Origin of the sequence: Streptomyces sp. NPDC020917, assembly GCF_044333795.1 — a bacterium.
Lineage (GTDB): Bacteria > Actinomycetota > Actinomycetes > Streptomycetales > Streptomycetaceae > Actinacidiphila.
In genome coordinates this window covers 22,861-39,865 of record NZ_JBIRRR010000031.1, presented here as the reverse complement: position 1 = coordinate 39,865, position 17,005 = coordinate 22,861, and the positions used below count along the sequence as shown (strand labels likewise).

The window sequence follows — 17,005 nt, the reverse complement described above, 5'->3', positions numbered from 1 at the left end:
TCGTCATCGACCGGGACCGTGAACTCGATCCTACGATAGACAATGTCTAAGTCAAGAGAGAGACCAGTCACGGATCTATTCGCTTCCAGGACTCCCGCTGTTAAGCTGGACACATGAGCGACCTGCTGGAACGACTGCGCGAACGCGGCTGGCGCATGACCGCCCAGCGGCGTGTCGTCGCCGAGGTCCTCGACGGCGAGCACGTCCACCTCACCGCCGACGAGGTGCACGCCCGCGCCACCGCGCGCCTCCCGGAGATCTCCCGGGCGACCGTCTACAACACGCTCGGCGAGATGGTGACCATCGGCGAGGTCCTCGAGGTCGCGACCGACGGCCGCGCCAAGCGCTACGACCCCAACGCCCACCGGCCGCACCAGCACCTGGTGTGCTCCCGCTGCGGCACCATCCGCGACGTGCACCCGCTCGGCGACCCGCTGGCCGCGCTCCCGCAGAGCGAGCGGTTCGGCTTCGCCGTCTCCGAGGTCGAGGTCACCTACCGCGGCCTCTGCCCGGACTGCGCGTAGGCGTCACCCGCGAGCCCGGAGCGCCGGGCGCCGATCCGCTCGGCGAGCCGGCGCACCGCCGGCTCGGTGCGGGTCCGCCCGATCCACAGCGTCTCCGGCGGCACGGCCTGCGGCACCCGGCTCAGCCCCTCGAACACCTCGCGTGCCACACCCGCGTCCGGATCGTTGGCCAGCGGGGCCAGCAGCGGCACCAGCTGGTCCGGAGCGGCCAGCCGGGCCACCCCGCGGGCCGCGGCGCGGCGCACCGGGGTGTGCGGGCTGTCCAGCAGCCCCGTCAGCAGCCGGGCGTCCGAGGCGTCACCGCACTCGCCGAGCCCCGTCGCCAGCCCCGCGAGCAGCCGGGGCGCCGCGTTCGCGGCCTTGACGGCCTTGCGCAGCTGCACCCGGTAGACCTCGGCGGGCGGCTCACCGCGCTGGTACAGCTGCCAGCGCGCCTGCGCCCGCACCATCCTGGCCCGGTCGGCCAGCAGCGGCACCAGATGCTTGGCCGGGACGTCCGGCGGCAGCGCGGCCACCGCCAGCTCCCGTACGCCGGCGCCCTTCGCGGTCAGCAGCCGGCCCGCCTGGCCGGGGTCGAGTTCGAGCAGCCGCTGCGCGCACAGCCTGCGGCACACCTGGTCGCCGTCGTACAACGCGGCCCGCTGCAGGTCACCCGGCACGTACTCGCCCAGGTCCAGGGCGAGTTCGACGCCGAAGCGGCGGGCCGGCGGATCGGCGTCCGCGGCGAGCGCGCGGACCGCGCGGCGGTGCGGGGGCGTGGCGAGCAGCACCCGGTAGTCGGCCAGCAGCCCGCCGGCCCGGTGGCGGCGCTCCATGCGGAGCAGCACGCGGACCGCGGCGGCCACCTCGTCCGGAGCACTGCGGACCATCAGCGCGCGGGTCGCGCGCTGCCTGACCTCCACCGCCCAGTCGTCGGTGCGCAGTGCGAGCGCGGCGGCGGCCAGCGGCCCCCCGCAGCCGGCGAGGCCCTCGACCGCCGCCTGGCGGGTCGTGCCCCGGGCGTCCAGGGACTCCAGGAACAGCCGCAGCGGGCCTGACGGGCCGCTGACCGGCGGGCCGGGGCGGGCGTGCCGGTCGAGCAGGAGCAGCAGCCGGGCCGGGGCGGCGGACAGCGCGTCCAGAGCGGCCGTCCGGGCGCCGGAGGGGCCGGTGGTCAGCACCGCGCGCAGTTGGGTCAGGAGGTGGCGCACCTCCTCCGGTCGGCCGTCGGCCGCGGCCGCGCACCAGGCAGCCCAGCTTCCGGAGTCCACGGTCAGGGCCGTGGCCCGCCCCCGCCGTCTGCGCAGCAATACCGCCTCCAGGCTCGGCCCGGCCGTCGTACGCTCCCAGGATCGCGCGCCGTACCCGTGGCGGCCAGGCAGGTTGCCCGGACTTTGCCCGAAGTGTGATGAAAGAAAAGACGAGGCCCGGAAACCGAGTTTCCGGGCCTCGTCCTCTGTGGTAGCGGGGACAGGATTTGAACCTGCGACCTCTGGGTTATGAGCCCAGCGAGCTACCGAGCTGCTCCACCCCGCGTCGTTGTGCCCTTACTGTAGCCCAGCCGCCCCGCGCCGACCAAATCCCTTTCCCGGAGGGGCCGGGCGGGTGACAGGTCGGCGGCGGGACGGCCGTCAGGCCGTCAGTTCGTGGGTGACGGCATCGCGCAGGCGTGCGGCGCGCTCGGCGACCGGGGCGGGACCGCAGGCGATCGCGCGGGCGCACCAGGACTGCGCCTCGGCGAGCGCGCCGCGGCGGGCGGCGAGCAGCGCCAGGCGCAGCGCGGCGCGCCCGTGGCCGGCGTCGGCGGCCAGGGTCCACCACTCGGCGGCCTCCGCCTCCTGCCCCTCACGCGCCAGCAGCAGACCGAGGTTGAACGCGCCGTTGCGCGACCCGGCCTCGGCGGCCAGCCGGTACCAGTGCCCGGCGTCCTCGGCGTCGCCCCGCTTGGCGGCGCGCATGCCGAGCCGCACCTGGGCACGGCGGTGGCCCTGCCGGGCGGCCCGCTCGTACCACTCCTCGGCCTCCTCGCCGGCCGCGTCCGCGCCGGGGTCGGCGGACTCGCCGCCGGCGTCCCGCGCGGCGTCGAGCAGCGCGCCGAGCCGGAACGCCGCCTCGGGGCTGCCGCCGCCGGCCGCGCACCGCAGGTGGCGCTCCGCGCCGTGGTGGTCGCCCTCGCGCTCCAGCGCTATGGCGACCTGGAGGGCGGCCTCGGCGTGCCCGGCCGCGGCGGCCCGCTCGTACCAGCCGCGCGCGGCGTCCCGCTCGCCGCGGCCCGCGTGCAGGATGCCGAGGTTGAACGAGGCGTCGATGCTGCCCGCCTCGGCCGCCTTGGAGAACCACGGCTCGGCGCCCGCCGCGTCGCCGCGCTGCAGCAGTAGCACGGCCAGCGCGTTGGCCGCCTCGCGGTGGCCCGCGTACGCGGCCTTGCGGTACCACTGCTCGGCCTGCGAGCCGCGGCCCTGGCCGGCGCACAGCAGGCCGAGGTTGTACGCGCCGTTGACGTCACCGGCCTCCATGGCCGTGCGGTACCAGCGCTCGGCGGTCTGCGTCTCGCCCTCCTCGGCGTGCAGCGCGCCGAGCGCGTTGGCCGCCTGGCCGTCGCCGGCCTGGGCGGCACGGCGCCACCAGGTGGCGGCCTGGTCGATGTCGCCCGCGTCGCGCAGCAGGAAGCCCAAGGCGCAGGCCGCCCGGGCCTCGCCGTCGCGCGCTGCGGTCAGGTACCAGCGCTGGGCCTCCGCGGTCTCGCCGCGCTCCTCCAGGAGCGTGCCGAGGCGCAGCGCGGCCCGGCGGTGGCGGCGGGCCGCGGACTGCCGGTACCACTGCTCGGCCTCGCGGTTCTCGCCGCGGTCCGCGCAGATCCGGGCGAGCCGGTAGGCGGCCTCGCGGTGGCCGTGCTCGGCGGCGAGCCGGAACCACTGCTCGGCGCCGTCCTCCTGGCGGTGCTCGATCAGGTCGGCGAGCGCGTACGCGCCGAGCGCGTGCCCGGCGTCGGCGGCCTGCCGCAGCCAGTACTCGGCACCGGGCTCGTCGCCCCGCTCACGGTAGTGGCGGCCGAGCGCGTGCGCGGCGGCGGCGGAGCCCGCGACGGCGGCGATCCGCCACCAGCCGGCCGCCTCGTCGGCGTAGCCGCGCTGGTGCAGCAGCAGGGCCAGGTTGTTGGCGGCCGCGCGGTCGCCGTGCTGGACGGCGGCGCGCAGGTAGGGCTCGGCGCCGTCGAGGTCGCCGCGGCGCAGCAGGAGGGTGCCCAGCGCGCTCATCGCCGCCGGGTCGCCCTGGTCGGCGGCACGGCGGTGGCGGGCCGCGATCTCGGCCTCCTCGCGCATCGCGAGGGTCTCCTCGTCGGGCAGTTCGGTGATCAGTGCGGGCACGGCGTCCGTGCGGCCGTCGCCCTCGGGCTCGGCCTCCCGCGGTGCGGGCAGCATCCCGGCCGCGGTCGCGGGCAGCGACGGACCGCCCGCCGACCCATGCCCCTCATGGATCTGACGAGTGTTCAGCAGCCTTGCACCATCCCCCATGAGTTCCATCGTCGCACCACCCGATACCGGCGTACACCTGGTATACCGCAAGCCAGTCGGTCACTTCAGCGTTTTGTCGACTTCCCGACAAGGCGTCACTCCAAACCCCTCAGCGCGAAGCTCCCCCGAACAAGTGAAGAGGCCCGGAGTCGATTGACTCCGAGCCTCTTCGTGCAGTAGCGGGGACAGGATTTGAACCTGCGACCTCTGGGTTATGAGCCCAGCGAGCTACCGAGCTGCTCCACCCCGCGTCGTGTGGAACCACCGTATCACGACTCGGGGATGAGCCCTGGTCAGCGGGTCGGGGTGGGCGTCGCCCCGGTCGGCGTGGGCGTCGCGCGGGCCGTCGTGCCCTTCTCCGCGGCCTGCGCCCGCTTGAGCGCGTCGGCGAGCCGCTTCTGGGCCGAGCCGTACGCCGTCCAGTCACCGTGCTGCATCGCCGTCTGGCTGTCGTCGTACGCCTGCTGGGCGTCCGCCAGCGCCTTCTGCAATTCGGGTGTACCGGTGCCGCCGGTTGACGGCGGCTTGGCGCCGCTGCCGCCGGTCGAGCCGGAGTCGGCCGGCGGCGAGCCGCTGGTCTGGAACACCGCGTCCAGTGCCTCGTCGAGGGTGTCCTTGAACGCCATCGTCCCGTCGAAGTCCACCAGCACCTTCTGCAGCAGCGGGTAGTTGATGGCCGGGTCCGATCCGCGGACGTACACCGGCTCCACGTACAGCAGGCCGCCGTCCAGCGGCAGGGTGAGCAGGTTGCCGTACTCGATCGTGGAGTCGCCGCGTTTGAGCAGGTTCAGGTCGGGGGCGAAGCGCCCGTCGGAGTTGAACTTGCTCTGCACCTGCTGCGGCCCCTCCACCGGCGAGTTGAGCGGGAGTTTGAGGATCCGCATCTTCCCGTAGTCGGGACTGGTGGCGTCCGCGTCGACCGCCATGAAGGACGCGAGGTTGTCCCGGCTGGTGGGGGTGAACGTGGTGGTCAGCGAGAACGCTTGGCTGTTCTGCCCGGGCATCTTCAGGCTCAGGTAGTACGGCGGGACGGCCTTGCCGGACTTCGACGCCGGGTCGTCGGGGACCTGCCACACCTCGCTGCCACTGTAGAACTGGGCGGCGGTGGTGACGTGGTACTTCGCCAGCAGCTGCCGCTGCACCTTGAACAGGTCCTGCGGGTAGCGCAGGTGGGACATCAGGTCCTGGGAGATCGCGCTCCGGGGCTGCACGGTGTGCGGGAACGCCTTCATCCACGTCTTGAGGACCGGGTCCTGGGTGTCCCACTGGTAGAGCTTCACCGTGCCGTCGTAGGCGTCGACGGTGGCCTTGACGGAGTTGCGGATGTAGTTGACCTGGTTCTGGTGGGCGACCACCGTGCGCTGGTTGTCGGTCAGCGAGTCCGTGGTGGTCTCGCCCAGCGTGGTCCGCGAGGCGTACGGGTAGCCGTCGCTGGTGGTGTAGGCGTCGACGATCCACTCGACGTGGCCGTCCACCACCGCGGGATACGGGTCCCCGTCGATCGTCAGCCAGGGCGCCACCGCCTCCACCCGCTCCTTGGGGGTGCGGTTGTAGAGGATCTTCGAACCGTGGCCTATCGCGCCCGAGTACAGGATCTGCGGCTCGCCGAAGGTCACCGCGTAGGCCGCCCGCGTCACCGGGTTGTCCAGGCTGACGCCGCCCTTGCCGGTGTACGTGGTGGTGCGCTCGCCGCCCTTGTCGGCGTAGTCCAGCTCCTTGGTGGGGCCGCCGACGATGGAGTACTGCGTGGTCCGCTCGCCGAAGTAGATCCGCTGCTCGTACGGGCCGAGCTTGCCGGACGTCGGCAGGTTCTGCTCGGTGTAGACCGGCTGCCCGACCGGGTCGGAGCCGGTGGCGGTGGTGCCCTTGGCGGCGATGACGCCGTAGCCGTGCGTGTACTTGAAGTGGTCGTTGATCCAGTTGTTCTCGGGGATGCCGTTGATGTTCAGCTCGCGCACCCCGACCACGGTGTCCTGCTCCTGGCCGTCGACGGTGTACCGGTCGACGTCGAGGGTGGACGGGAAGGAGTAGTAGCCGCGGGACTGCTGCATCTGCTGGAACGTCGGCGAGACCACGTTCGGGTCCAGCACCCGCACGGAGGCGGCACCGGCCACGTCCTTGCGCAGCGCCGCCTTGTCGGTGCTGCTGCTCTTGCCGGTGTAGTCGGACACCTCGCTGTCGTCGATGCCGTAGGCGGCCCGCGTGGCGTCGATGTTCTTCTGGATGTAGGGCGCTTCCTTGGCGGCCTCGTTCGGCTGCACCTGGAACTTCTGCACGAGGGCCGGGTAGAGCCCGCCGATCAGGATCGCGGACAGCACCATCAGGCCGAAGCCGATCATCGGCAGCGACCAGGTGCGCCGCCACAGGGTGGCGAAGAACAGCACCGCGCAGATCACCGCGATGCAGAAGAGGATCGTTTTGGCCGGCAGGTACGCGTTGGCGTCGACGTACCGCAGCCCGGTCCAGTTGTCGGTGGACTTCAGGCCGCTGGGCTTGACCGCGAGCGCGTAGCGGTCCAGCCAGTAGGCGACCGCCTTCAGCGAGACGAACAGGCCGAGCAGCACCGACAGGTGCCCGGTGGCCGCCGCGGTGGCCCGCCCGCCCGGCGAGGTGATCCGCAGCCCCCCGTACAGGTAGTGCACCAGCGCCGCCGCCACCAGCGACAGCACCACGGCCGCGAAGCCGAAGTCGAGCAGGAAGCGGTACCAGGGCAGGTCGAAGGTGTAGAACGACACGTCCTTGTGGAACTGCGGATCCTTGATGTGGAACGGCGTGGCGTTGGTGGTCAGCAGCCACAGCCGCCAGTGCGCCGCGGCCGACCCGCCCGCGATGAGCCCGACCACCGAGCAGATCCCCAGCAGCACCCATGCCTTGTACGGGGCTATGCCCATCCGGTAGCGGTCCAGGTTCTGCTGCTCGGCCGACATCGCGCTCAGCGGCGGCCGCAGCCGGTGCGCGAGGTAGATGTTGGCCCCGACCACCAGCGCCATCACCAGGCCGAAGACGCAGAACAGCCCGACCTTCGTCCACAGCATCGTGCTGAACACCGAGGAGAAGTACACCGAGCGGTACCAGAGCCAGTCCGTCCAGATCCCGGCGAACATGACGAACCCGATCATCAGGACGGCGAGGATGCCGACGGTGATGAGCAGCGACCGGGCGCCCCGGGACGCGCGGACCGTCCTGACCCGCGGTCCTGACGGCCTTCCGCTGCGGTCCGGCATCTGGAATACCAAGGTGCGCACCTCGAACTGTCGTGAAAAAGGCGTCCCGGGTCGGACGCCCACTGGTGCAACTTACCTACGCTTTGGCCGGTTCCCGATTCAGGTAACGGAAGAGGCAGGATGGGGCCCATGTCCAACACCCCCGAAGAGGGCACGCCGCTCGCGGCGACCCCGCTGACCCGTGCCGTCCTGGAGATCGACAGCTACGCCGCGGGGCTCGGCTGGGACCAGCCGGCCCGGCTGTTCGCCCTGGTCGACACCGCCCATCTGCGCGCCCACGAGCCCGGTCTCGCCGACCAGCTGGGCCTCGGCGACGAGGAGGCCTCCGGCGGGCTGACCCCGATCGAGCAGGACGAGCTGCCGCCGGGCACCCCGCTCGACGAGTTCCTGGCCACCATCGCCTGGCCGGAGGTGATCTCCGGCTGCGCGCTCACCGTGGAGCGGCTGATGCTGCCGCCGTCCGCCGAGGCCGCGATGCCCAAGGGCCTGGACGACGCCGCGCTGGCGTCCTGGGTGGCGCGGCACCCCGAGCGCCAGGAGGTGCGGATGACCGTCGCGGTGCTGAGGGACGGCGCCCGCGAGTCCGCGGTGCGGCTGCGCGAGAAGGACTCCCCGACCGAGGTGCTGACCGGTCCCGAGCTGGTGCCAAGCCTGGCGGACGCGCTGTCGGCGACCTTCGACTGACCCTTGGCCGGTGCCGCGCGGCGACCGGCGCCGCGCGGGTGCCGCGCCTGTTGCGGCCCTGGTCAGCTCTTGCAGCTGGGCAGGGCCGCGTCGTTGCCCGCCTTGATGTCCTTGAGCGCCGTCATGGCGTCGTCGAGGGTTTTCACCTTCACCAGGGTCAGGCCCTTGGGGACGTCCTTGGCGGCTTCCTCGCAGTTGTCCGCGGGGGTCAGGAAGAACTTCGCACCCTTGTCGCGGGCGCCGATCGTCTTGAGGCTGATGCCGCCGATCGGTCCGACCGCGCCGTTGTCGTCGATGGTGCCGGTGCCGGCCACGAACTGGCCGCCGGTCATGCTGCCCGGGGTGAGCTTGTCGATGATGCCGAGCGCGAACATCATGCCCGCGCTCGGGCCGCCCACGTCGGCGAGCTTGATGTCGATGGTGAAGGGGAAGAGGTGCTCGACCCCCGCCTGGATGCCGACCACCGCGCGGGACGGGCCCTCGTCGTGCGACTGGCGCGTGGTGATCGTCACCTGGTGGGTCGGGGCCGACGAGGACTTGACGTCCGCGGCCCGCACGATGGTGAAGTTCACCTGCTCGCCCGGCTTGTGCTTGGTGACCAGCTTGGCCACCTGGTCGGCCTGGGTGATCGCGGTGCCGTCCACCGCCTTGATGACGTCCCCGGCGTGCAGCGTTCCCTCGGCCGCGCCGCCCTTGACCACCGCGGCCACGATCACCCGGGACTGCACCGGGATGTGCAGTTCGTCGAGCGCGGCGACCTTGGCGCTGTCCTGGGACTGGCTGAACTCCTCGGCGTTCTCCTGGTCGGCCTGCTGGGCGGTCTGGCCCTGCGGGTAGAGGGTGTCGTGCTCGACCACCTTGTCGTCGTGCCGCGCCCAGCCCAGCAGGGCCTCGACGAGGTTCATCCGGTAGTCGGCGCCGGTCACCCGGACCGTCGTCATGTTGAGGTGGCCGTCCGCGGGGTACGTCTGGTGGCCCGAGATCTGGATCACCGTGTCGCCGCCGTAGTCGCCGAGGGTGTTGACCGTCGGGCCCGGCGACATCTCGGAGTACGGCGTGGGCGTCAGCAGCGCCACGCACAGCAGCGCTATGAGCGTCAGGGTCGAGGCGATCAACGTCGCGGTGCGGCGTGGCATGGAGTCGACCCTACGGGAAGGAACGGGTGACCGGCCTCTTGGGTGAGTCCTCCTCGCCCGCCCCCACAGCAGCCTGTGCGGCGGCTGTCCGGCGCCTGTGGCCGCCGCCCGCGCCGTGCCCGGAGAGGATGATCCGGCGCCTGCGGCCACCACGTTCTCCGGGGGCCCCGGCCGGGGTGCCGGCGGCCTCCGCGGCCTCCTGCGGGTCCGTGCCGGCCTCGGCGGGCGCCGGGCGCGCGGGCTTGTCGGGGACGGTCTCCATGGCCGCCCTGAAGCGCTCGTAGCCGGCCAGCGAGGCACCGTCGTGCGTGACCCGCTTGCGTACCGCCCAGCGCGCCCAGATCGCCGCGAAGACGGCCGCGACGGCAGGAATCAGCAACCACACGAGTGCACCCACGACGAACTCCCGACCCCGAATCGACCCCAGAGGTCCCAAATCAGACCTATGAGCAGATTAACCACCCAGTGCGTCAACGCTGAGCCGGGGCACCGGGTTACGCAACCGGAAATCCCACTAACGGACGGTTACGTCATCAGAGTGGGTGCGGGGGGCGGGGACCGCTCAGTGGGCGCCGTCGGCGGCTCAGTGGGCGCCGACCCACTCGTCGGCGCCGTCGTCGAAGGTCTGGTGCTTCCAGATCGGCACCTCGCTCTTGAGGTCGTCGATCAGCCGGCGGCTGGCCGCGAACGCCTCGCCGCGGTGCGGGCAGGACACGGCCACGACCACCGCGATGTCGCCCACCGCCAGGTCGCCGACCCGGTGCACCGCCGCCAGGGCCCTGACCGGGTACTCCGCGGCCACCTTCTCCGCGACCCGCCGCAGCTCGGCGCCCGCCGAGGGGTGGGCAGAGTAGGACAGGCTCGTCACCTGCGCATCCGGGCGCCCGTCGTGGTCGCGCACGGTCCCCACGAAGAGCACGGTGCCGCCGGCCGCGTCGTCGCCGACCGCGGTGAAGACCTCGTCCACCGACAGCGCGCTGTCGCGGATCGCCAGCAGGCGGATCGGGCCGTCGTTCGCGTCGCGGTCCTCGTACATGGCTGCCATGCCCTCCATGCTCCCTCACCTTCCCGCAATACGGAAAGAGCTTTCCATTATCGGCGCGGTGTCCAGGGTGTCCCGGTCCCGTGTGCCGGTGGGAGCGCCACGCTCACCGGCCGTCACCCTCACCGGACGCGGCGCCCACTGGCTCGAACGCGCACCGGCTCCGGCGCTCACAGGCCGCGGCGCTTGCGGGCCCGGCGGACGACCGCCGCCGCACCGACCAGTGCCACGGTGGCACCCGCGGCGCCCAGCGTCGTCGCGTCCTTGCGGCCCAGCCTGCGCCCGGCGACGGAGTTGCGGCCCGCGACCTCCTCCAGCAGCTCGGCCAGCACCTCCTCGTTGGTCCACTTCGGCCGCCAGCCCGCGTCGTGCAGCCGGCTGCCGCTGACCACCCACGGGTGCATGGTGTAGGCGAGGTCGCCGGCCGGCGACGGGGTGAGGCCGAGGCGGTGCAGCCGGGAGGCCGCGCCGAACGCGATCGCCGGCGGCAGTTCCATGCGGCGGATCCCCGACAGCTCCTCGACCTCCTCCTGCTCCAGCCAGCCGTCGCAGCCCACGGCCATCTCGCCGTCGACCTTCTCCAGCACCGCGTACTCCAGCGCCGACACCAGGTCCTCGACATGGCAGAACTGCCAGCACGGGCGGCTGCCGGCGACCACCAGCAGCCGCGGCGACTCGAAGTAGCGGGTGAGCGCGGTGTCCGTGCCGCCGACCAGGACCGCCGGCCGCAGGATCGTCACGTTCAGGCCCGGGTGGGCGCGCGGCGCCCGCCGGCCCAGCCGCTCGATCTCCAGCAGGTCGTCGACGAAGCTGGCCTCGGAGGTGGCGCGCAGCGGCGCGTCCTCGGCGAGCGGCACGTCGTTGTCCGCCTGCGCGCCGTAGACCATCGCCGAGGTGCACAGCACGACCCGGCGCACCCCCGCGGCGGCGGCCGCCGTCAACACGGTCTGCGTGCCGCGCACGTTGAACGCCGAGCGCGCCTTGGGGTCGGACTCCAGGTCCAGATCGACCGCGAGGTGCACGACGACGTCCGCGCCGCGCAGCTTCTCGGCGATCGCCGGGTCGCGCACGTCGAGCACCCGCCAGGTCGCCCCGGGCACGTCCCCGCGCCGCTCGTCGATCGCCAGGACCTTCTTGACCTGCTCCGATTCGACGAGCCGCAGCGCCAGGGCATGGCCCACCCCGGAGGCCGCCCCCGTGACCGCGACCACCGGTCCTGAGGCGCTCCGACCGGCGCTCCGCTCTGGGCGAACGTGTGCTTCTGGGGAACTCACCGGGTGTCTCCCACGGTTGTCTCAGATACGTACGCAGCCATCCTGCCGGACACGTGTCTAGGCTGGAGGTACAGCCCACCACACACACCCCATCACGACACAGAGCCGAGGAATCCCGTGAGTGACATCCCATTCGGATTCGGCGTCCCTCCGGAGGAGCCTGAGGACGGGGACGAGGGCAAGCAGCGCAAGGGCGACGGGAGCGGCCAGGGCGGACAGTCCGGACCCCCCAATCCCTTCGGTTTCGGCGGCAACCCCTTCGGGCCCGGCGGCGGGGACAACCCGTTCGCGGCGATGTTCGGCTCCCTGAACCCCGGTGACCTGGGCGCCGCCTTCCAGCAGCTCGGTCAGATGCTCTCCTACGAGGGCGGCCCGGTGAACTGGGACATGGCCAAGGACATCGCGCGCCAGACCGTCGCCCAGGGCACGCCCGACGGCGTCAAGGACAGCAGCGTCGGCCGCGCCGACCGCGACTGGGTCGCCGAGGCGATGCGCCTGGCCGACCTGTGGCTCGACGGCGTCACCTCGCTGCCGTCCGGTGCCAACACCGCGGTGGCGTGGAGCCGCGCGGAGTGGGTCGAGGCGACCCTGCCGGTCTGGCGGGAGCTGGTCGACCCTGTCGCCGAGCGGGTCGCCGGTGCCATGGGCGACGTCCTGCCCGAGGAGATGCAGGCCATGACCGGCCCGCTGCTCGGCATGATGCGCTCCATGGGCGGGGCGATGTTCGGCTCCCAGATCGGGCAGGCACTCGGCACCCTGGCCGGCGAGGTCGTCGGCTCGACCGACGTCGGCCTGCCGCTGGGCCCCGCGGGCAAGGCCGCGCTGCTCCCGGTGAACGTGGCCGCGTTCGGCGACGGCCTGGGCGTCCCGCAGGAGGAGGTCCGGCTCTACCTGGCGCTGCGCGAGGCCGCTCACCAGCGGCTGTTCGCCCACGTGCCGTGGCTGCGCGCCCATCTCTTCGGTGCCGTCGAGGGCTACGCCCGCGGCATCAAGGTCGACACCGCCCGCCTCGAGGAGGCCGTCGGGCAGCTCGACCCGTCGCAGCCCGAGCAGCTCCAGGAGGCGCTGCAGCAGGGCATGTTCCAGCCGCAGGACACCCCGGAGCAGAAGGCCGCGCTGGCCCGGCTGGAGACCGCGCTCGCCCTCGTCGAGGGCTGGGTGGACGCGGTGGTGCACGAGGCCGCGGCCCCGCACCTGCCGTCGGCCGGCGCCCTGCGTGAGACGCTGCGCCGCCGCCGCGCGTCCGGCGGTCCCGCCGAGCAGACCTTCGCCACCCTGATCGGTCTCGAACTGCGGCCGCGCAGGCTGCGGGACGCCGCCCGCCTGTGGGCGTCGCTGTCCGACGCCCGCGGCATGGACGGCCGGGACGGCCTGTGGGCCCACCCGGACATGCTGCCGACCGCCGCCGATCTGGACGACCCGGACGGCTTCGTGCACCGCGAGACCTTCGACTTCTCCGAGCTGGACAAGATGCTCGGTGAGGCGGCCGGCGAGGCGGTGGACTACACGCTCACCAAGGACGCGAAGGACGCCAAGGACTCCAAGGACGCAGACGCGGCCGGCGCCAAGGACGCCAAGGACGACGGCGCCGAGGGCGACGAGGCGGGCACGGAGGGTGCCCAGGACACCAAGGACGGCGGGGACACGAAGGACGCCAAGGACGCCAAGGACACGGACCCCGGCTCCGGACGGGACGGCGGCGAGGGCGACACCGGCAAGTGAGCGCCCTGCACACGGACGCGGTCGGCGTCCTGAAGGTGTGGGCCGCGCCCACCGCGGAACAGGAGAAGCTGCGCCAGGAGTACCTGGCGCACCTGGCCGCGCACCCCGACGGTGTCCTGAAGTCCTGCCGGGCGGGCCATGTGACCGGCAGCGTGCTGGTCGTCGACCCGCCGCGGCAGCGCGTTCTGCTCACCCTGCACGCGAAGCTGCGGATGTGGCTCCAGATGGGCGGGCACGGCGAGCCCGACGACAGCACGCTCGCGGCCGCCGCGCTGCGCGAGGGCGTCGAGGAGTCCGGCATCGAGGGGCTGCGCCTGCTGGTCCCCCGGCCGGTCCGCCTGGACCGCCACGCGACGCCGTGCGCCTGGCACCTGGACGTCCAGTACGCGGCGGTGGCGCCCGAGGGCGCGGTCGCCGCGATCAGCGACGAGTCGCTGGACCTGCGCTGGTTCGGCTACGACGAGGTCGCCGACGTGGCGGACGGCTCCGTGCTGGCGCTGCTGGCCGCGACCCGCGCCCTGCTGTAGGGCGCGGGGTCGCTGTCCTGTGGCGCGGTCCGCACCGCGCGATCCTCCGGTGTGCGGTCCCCGGCGTCGGGCGGGCGGGACCCGCCCGGCGTCAGCGGTTGGACCAGATGTTGCCCGGGTTCTGCCCGCGGGCGCCCTGCGGGCCCATGCCGTACTGCCCGCGCAGACCCCCGAGCTGCATGTTCTGCGGGGGCATCAACTCGCTCGGCTGGACCAGGACGTAGCCCTGCCCGACGAAGTTCAGTTCCCAGCCCTCGCCGGTGGTGCCGCGCCGCCGGAACACCGACGAACTGCTGGTCTGCGCCTGCATCTGGACCCGCAGCCCGGTGGACCAGGCCACCACCGCGTCCGCGTCGCAGGACACGTACTTGTCGGGCGTGACGGGCATCATCAGCGGCTTGCCCGAGGTCATCAGGGCGACCTTGCCGCTGCCGGAGATGTTCAGGTTGTACTGGCCGGTGCCGGACAGGCCGAACTGGCTGTCCACCGCGATGACTTCCCAGTGGAGGCCGGAGTCGAGCGCCAGCACGTAGGCGCTGTCGACGGTCAGGCCCTCGTGGTCGACGTCCAGGACGTGGATCTGCTGCGCGAGGTTGGCGAGGTACACCGTTCCCTGGCCGGAGCACCGCATGAGGTCCAGGCCCTCTCCGGTGTGGCCGCGGGTCCTGCGCTGGTACGGCGACTGGTACTCGCCGTCGAACTCGATCATGCCCTGGTAGGCCACCATGGCCCCCTTGCGGGCCAGGCAGTCGGGACCGGTGTTGCCGTCCAGCCGCACCCGCAGCAGATACGAGTTCTGCAGGCTGTAGTAGCTCTGGTCCTGGACCTCGGTGTAGGCGAAAAGCGGGCTCTGCATGATGTGTCGCTCCCCCTCAGCCCCGGGCCCGGAGCCGGTCAGTGCTGTCCTCGCTCGGCTGGACCACCACGAAGCCCTGCCCGGAGAAGCCGATCTGGAACGCCTCGCCGCTGCCGCGCCCGATCAGCGACGACGCCTTGAAGCTGCGCTTGGCCTTCATCTTCAGGCCGGAGGACCAGGCGACGAGCGCGTCCGGGTCCACGTAGGTCTCGTCCGCGCCGCTGCCGCAGTCGACCACGATCGGCGTGCCCCGCGAGGTGACCGCGACCCAGCCGGTGCCGGACACGCCGACGTTGAAGAGGCCCTGCCCGGCGAACTTGGCGAGGCCCTTGACCCGCTCGACTCCCCACTGCAGGTGGGCGTCGAAGGCGAGGAGGTTGCTGCCGTTCACCGACACCGACTCGTTGCTGAGGCTCAGGCACACCACGTCGGCGCCGTAGTCCGCCAGGTACAGCAGGCCGTCGCCGCTGCACTTCATCAGCGGGGCGCCCTCACCGGTCAGCCAGGACGAGGCCATCTGCCGCACCGCGGGCGGGTTCGGCTCGTACTGCACGAAGCCCTCGTAGGCGATCATCGAGCCGGTCCTGGCGAACAGGTCCTGGCCGGTCTGCATCGCGACCTTGAGCATCGAGGAGCCGTGGTTCTCCATGCGGGCGGTGACCGGCGTCGGCGCATAGCCGGCGATCATCTGCTGGTCCATGGCGGGTCACACCTCGTAGGGCTGGACGACGATGAAGTTGCCGGGCGCGCCGCGGAACTGGAGGTTCACGGTCTCGCCGCTGTGGCCGGGGTAGGCGCTGCGGCGCAGCCTCACCTGGCTGGACACGATCACCTGGGAGCCGGCCGACCAGGCGACGATCGCGTTGCTGTCGGCATAGGTGGTCGGGGTGACCGGGAGCACCACCGGGGTGCCGTGGGTCTTGACGATCACCGTCCCGGTGCCCTGGAACAGCATGGTGAACAGGGCGCCGCCGGGGATTCCGTGGCCCTCGATCCTGCGCACCTCGTGCTGCAGGCTCTCGTCGAACGCCAGGACGTTCTCGGCGGACACGCACAGGGCGTCGCCCTGGAGCTCCACGGGGTGCAGGTAGGAGGCGTTCTCGGCGAAGAAGACCTGGCCGTTGCCGGTGCAGCGCATCAGCTGCATCTCCTGGCCGGTCATGTTGCCGACGATGCGGCCGGTGAAGCCGGCGCCCTTGTACCCGAAGTCGACCTTGCCCTGGTAGAGCACCATGCTGCCCTGCCGGGCGAGGACCGGCTGGCCGCCGGCCTGGCTGAGGTCGGCGCGCATCATCTTCGGGTTCTGCTGCGTCCAGCGCTGCCCGGTGGGCGCCTCGCGGTACTTCTCCATGGAGACGGCGAGCCCCTGCGCCGCCTGCACGGGCATGGACGGCAGGCCGTAGTTGGCGGGCGCGCCGGGCTGCGGGTAGCCGGGCTGCTGGCCGAACGGCGGGCCGGGCGGCCCGGGCGGGCCGGGGAACGGCGGCGGGGTCATGCCCGGTCCGGGCGGTGCGGTGGGCGGCGGGACCTGGCCGAAGGGCGGTGCCTGGCCGGGCGGAGGGGCCAGCGGCGCGATCATCGTGGGCGCCTGGTGGATGTCCTGGCCGCCGCTGCCGGGCGGCGGCGTGAAGCCGGGCTGCTGGGCCGCCGGCTGCGGCGGGGCGGCGGGCGCACCGAACGAGGGCGCGGGAGCGGGGGCCGGCACGGGAGCCGGGGCCGGGGCGCCGAACGACGGCGCGGGCGCCGGCGGCGGGGTCGGGCCGCCGGACGGCGGGGCGAACCCGGGCGCGGGGGCCGGGGCGCCGCCGCCGGGGGGCGCGAACCCGGGCGCGGACTGCTGCTGCGGCGGCTCCGCCGCGGGCTCCTCCTCGAGGACCTCGCCGCCGAAGTTCTGCAGCAGCGCCGCGAGCCCGCCGTCGAAGCCCTGGCCGACGGCGGCGAACCGCCACACGTCCTTGAGGTAGATGTCGGCGAGCATCACCGCCCGCTCGGTGCTGAACTCGGCACCGGTGAAGGCGTACCGGGCGACCTCGTCGCCGCCCGCCACGAGCCGGATGTAGCCGGGCCCGATCTGGGACATCTGCCCGTCGCCGTCGATCGTCGCGGTGAAGCTGAGCCGCTGGACCGCGGCGGGGACGCGCTCCAGCGTGACGCGGAACGACTCCGTGTCGCCGGCCTGCGCGCCCAGCAACTGGATGGACTCCTCGGGTGACTTGGGCTGGTTGAAGAAGACGAAGTAGCGGTCGTCGGAGAGCTTCTCGTCCGCGTCCAGCCCGAAGCAGCTGATGTCGAAGGTCAGTCCGGGGGCGGCGATCTGCACGCCGACGTACAGATCGGTGCCGGCGGTCAGATCGCTGATTTTGGCCTTGTGGCCGCGTTGGAATTCCCTGGCCATGCTGGGACCTTCCCCCATCCCCTGTGTGCTGCCGGTGCGTTGCGACAGGCTAACCGCTCGGCCCGACGGCGGGCCATTCCTCCCGGGTCACCGCTCCGTCACCGTTTCGCGCGCGCCGTGACGCGCG

General features: G+C 72.7%; 14 protein-coding genes and 2 tRNA genes. 4 read left to right on the top strand and 12 right to left on the bottom strand.

The genetic code is table 11. The features are described from left to right. Positions 1–113: 113 nt before the first annotated feature. Entirely contained in the window at positions 114–524 is a 411-nt protein-coding gene (locus ACH4TG_RS38915; protein WP_398247695.1) for a Fur family transcriptional regulator, read from the top strand. Here ACH4TG_RS38915 and ACH4TG_RS38910 read toward each other — a convergent pair. From ACH4TG_RS38910 to ACH4TG_RS38890, 5 genes are all read right to left on the bottom strand, one after another. Continuing rightward, positions 494–1,774 (bottom strand): HEAT repeat domain-containing protein, encoded by a 1,281-nt coding sequence (locus ACH4TG_RS38910; protein ID WP_398247693.1) that lies wholly within the window; start codon positions 1,772–1,774, stop codon positions 494–496. The two genes, ACH4TG_RS38915 and ACH4TG_RS38910, sit on opposite strands and share 31 nt — an antisense overlap. A gap of 188 nt (positions 1,775–1,962) precedes the next feature. Then, positions 1,963–2,039: transfer RNA gene (locus ACH4TG_RS38905), tRNA-Met, on the bottom strand. Between the two features lie 95 nt (positions 2,040–2,134). Continuing rightward, complete coding sequence (locus tag ACH4TG_RS38900; RefSeq protein WP_398247691.1) at positions 2,135–4,027, bottom strand: tetratricopeptide repeat protein; 1,893 nt, start codon at positions 4,025–4,027, stop codon at positions 2,135–2,137. Positions 4,028–4,195: 168 nt separating this feature from the next. Continuing rightward, positions 4,196–4,269: transfer RNA gene (locus ACH4TG_RS38895), tRNA-Met, on the bottom strand. A 42-nt stretch (positions 4,270–4,311) separates the two neighbouring features. Next, positions 4,312–7,263 (bottom strand): UPF0182 family protein, encoded by a 2,952-nt coding sequence (locus tag ACH4TG_RS38890; protein WP_398247689.1) that lies wholly within the window; start codon positions 7,261–7,263, stop codon positions 4,312–4,314. 108 nt (positions 7,264–7,371) lie between these two features. On the opposite strand from ACH4TG_RS38890, the gene ACH4TG_RS38885 reads away from it, so the two are divergent. After that, the gene (locus tag ACH4TG_RS38885) at positions 7,372–7,926 is read left to right on the top strand and encodes a PPA1309 family protein (RefSeq protein WP_398247687.1); all 555 of its coding nucleotides are present in this window, start codon (positions 7,372–7,374) and stop codon (positions 7,924–7,926) included. Positions 7,927–7,988: 62 nt separating this feature from the next. Here ACH4TG_RS38885 and ACH4TG_RS38880 read toward each other — a convergent pair whose 3' ends face one another. The 4 genes from ACH4TG_RS38880 to ACH4TG_RS38865 form a co-directional block, all read right to left on the bottom strand. Continuing rightward, on the bottom strand, positions 7,989–9,062 hold the full coding sequence (locus ACH4TG_RS38880; protein WP_398247686.1) for a PDZ domain-containing protein: 1,074 nt from the start codon (positions 9,060–9,062) through the stop codon (positions 7,989–7,991). Positions 9,063–9,072: 10 nt separating this feature from the next. Beyond that, entirely contained in the window at positions 9,073–9,459 is a 387-nt protein-coding gene (locus ACH4TG_RS38875) for a hypothetical protein (RefSeq protein WP_398247684.1), read from the bottom strand. Positions 9,460–9,645: 186 nt separating this feature from the next. Next, positions 9,646–10,116, bottom strand: a complete 471-nt coding sequence (locus ACH4TG_RS38870; RefSeq protein ID WP_398247682.1) for a molybdenum cofactor biosynthesis protein MoaE — start codon at positions 10,114–10,116, stop codon at positions 9,646–9,648. 158 nt (positions 10,117–10,274) lie between these two features. Further along, on the bottom strand, positions 10,275–11,378 hold the full coding sequence (locus ACH4TG_RS38865) for an SDR family oxidoreductase (protein ID WP_398247680.1): 1,104 nt from the start codon (positions 11,376–11,378) through the stop codon (positions 10,275–10,277). Between the two features lie 117 nt (positions 11,379–11,495). Here ACH4TG_RS38865 and ACH4TG_RS38860 point away from each other — a divergent pair, with 117 nt between their 5' ends. After that, complete coding sequence (locus tag ACH4TG_RS38860; protein ID WP_398247678.1) at positions 11,496–13,100, top strand: zinc-dependent metalloprotease; 1,605 nt, start codon at positions 11,496–11,498, stop codon at positions 13,098–13,100. Beyond that, positions 13,097–13,627, top strand: coding sequence for an NUDIX hydrolase (locus tag ACH4TG_RS38855; RefSeq protein ID WP_398247677.1), 531 nt, complete (start codon positions 13,097–13,099; stop codon positions 13,625–13,627). Before ACH4TG_RS38860 ends, ACH4TG_RS38855 begins: the two co-directional genes overlap by 4 nt. 91 nt (positions 13,628–13,718) lie before the next feature. On the opposite strand, the gene ACH4TG_RS38850 is transcribed toward ACH4TG_RS38855, so the two are convergent. Genes ACH4TG_RS38850 through ACH4TG_RS38840 form a run of 3 tightly spaced genes read right to left on the bottom strand, consistent with a single transcriptional unit; the run spans position 13,719 to position 16,878 of the window. Beyond that, entirely contained in the window at positions 13,719–14,483 is a 765-nt protein-coding gene (locus ACH4TG_RS38850; RefSeq protein WP_398247675.1) for an AIM24 family protein, read from the bottom strand. Between the two features lie 16 nt (positions 14,484–14,499). Next, positions 14,500–15,183 (bottom strand): AIM24 family protein, encoded by a 684-nt coding sequence (locus ACH4TG_RS38845; protein WP_398247673.1) that lies wholly within the window; start codon positions 15,181–15,183, stop codon positions 14,500–14,502. Positions 15,184–15,189: 6 nt separating this feature from the next. Continuing rightward, positions 15,190–16,878, bottom strand: a complete 1,689-nt coding sequence (locus ACH4TG_RS38840; RefSeq protein WP_398247671.1) for a TerD family protein — start codon at positions 16,876–16,878, stop codon at positions 15,190–15,192. Between the last annotated feature and the right edge of the window lie 127 nt (positions 16,879–17,005).

Coding starts and splice junctions, on each gene's coding strand:
- ACH4TG_RS38915 (WP_398247695.1), top strand. CDS start 114: ATGAGCGACCTGCTGGAACGACTGCGCGAACGCGGCTGGCGCATGACC.
- ACH4TG_RS38900 (WP_398247691.1), bottom strand. CDS start 4,027: ATGGAACTCATGGGGGATGGTGCAAGGCTGCTGAACACTCGTCAGATC.
- ACH4TG_RS38885 (WP_398247687.1), top strand. CDS start 7,372: ATGTCCAACACCCCCGAAGAGGGCACGCCGCTCGCGGCGACCCCGCTG.
- ACH4TG_RS38880 (WP_398247686.1), bottom strand. CDS start 9,062: ATGCCACGCCGCACCGCGACGTTGATCGCCTCGACCCTGACGCTCATA.
- ACH4TG_RS38870 (WP_398247682.1), bottom strand. CDS start 10,116: ATGGAGGGCATGGCAGCCATGTACGAGGACCGCGACGCGAACGACGGC.
- ACH4TG_RS38850 (WP_398247675.1), bottom strand. CDS start 14,483: ATGCAGAGCCCGCTTTTCGCCTACACCGAGGTCCAGGACCAGAGCTAC.
- ACH4TG_RS38845 (WP_398247673.1), bottom strand. CDS start 15,183: ATGGACCAGCAGATGATCGCCGGCTATGCGCCGACGCCGGTCACCGCC.
- ACH4TG_RS38840 (WP_398247671.1), bottom strand. CDS start 16,878: ATGGCCAGGGAATTCCAACGCGGCCACAAGGCCAAAATCAGCGATCTG.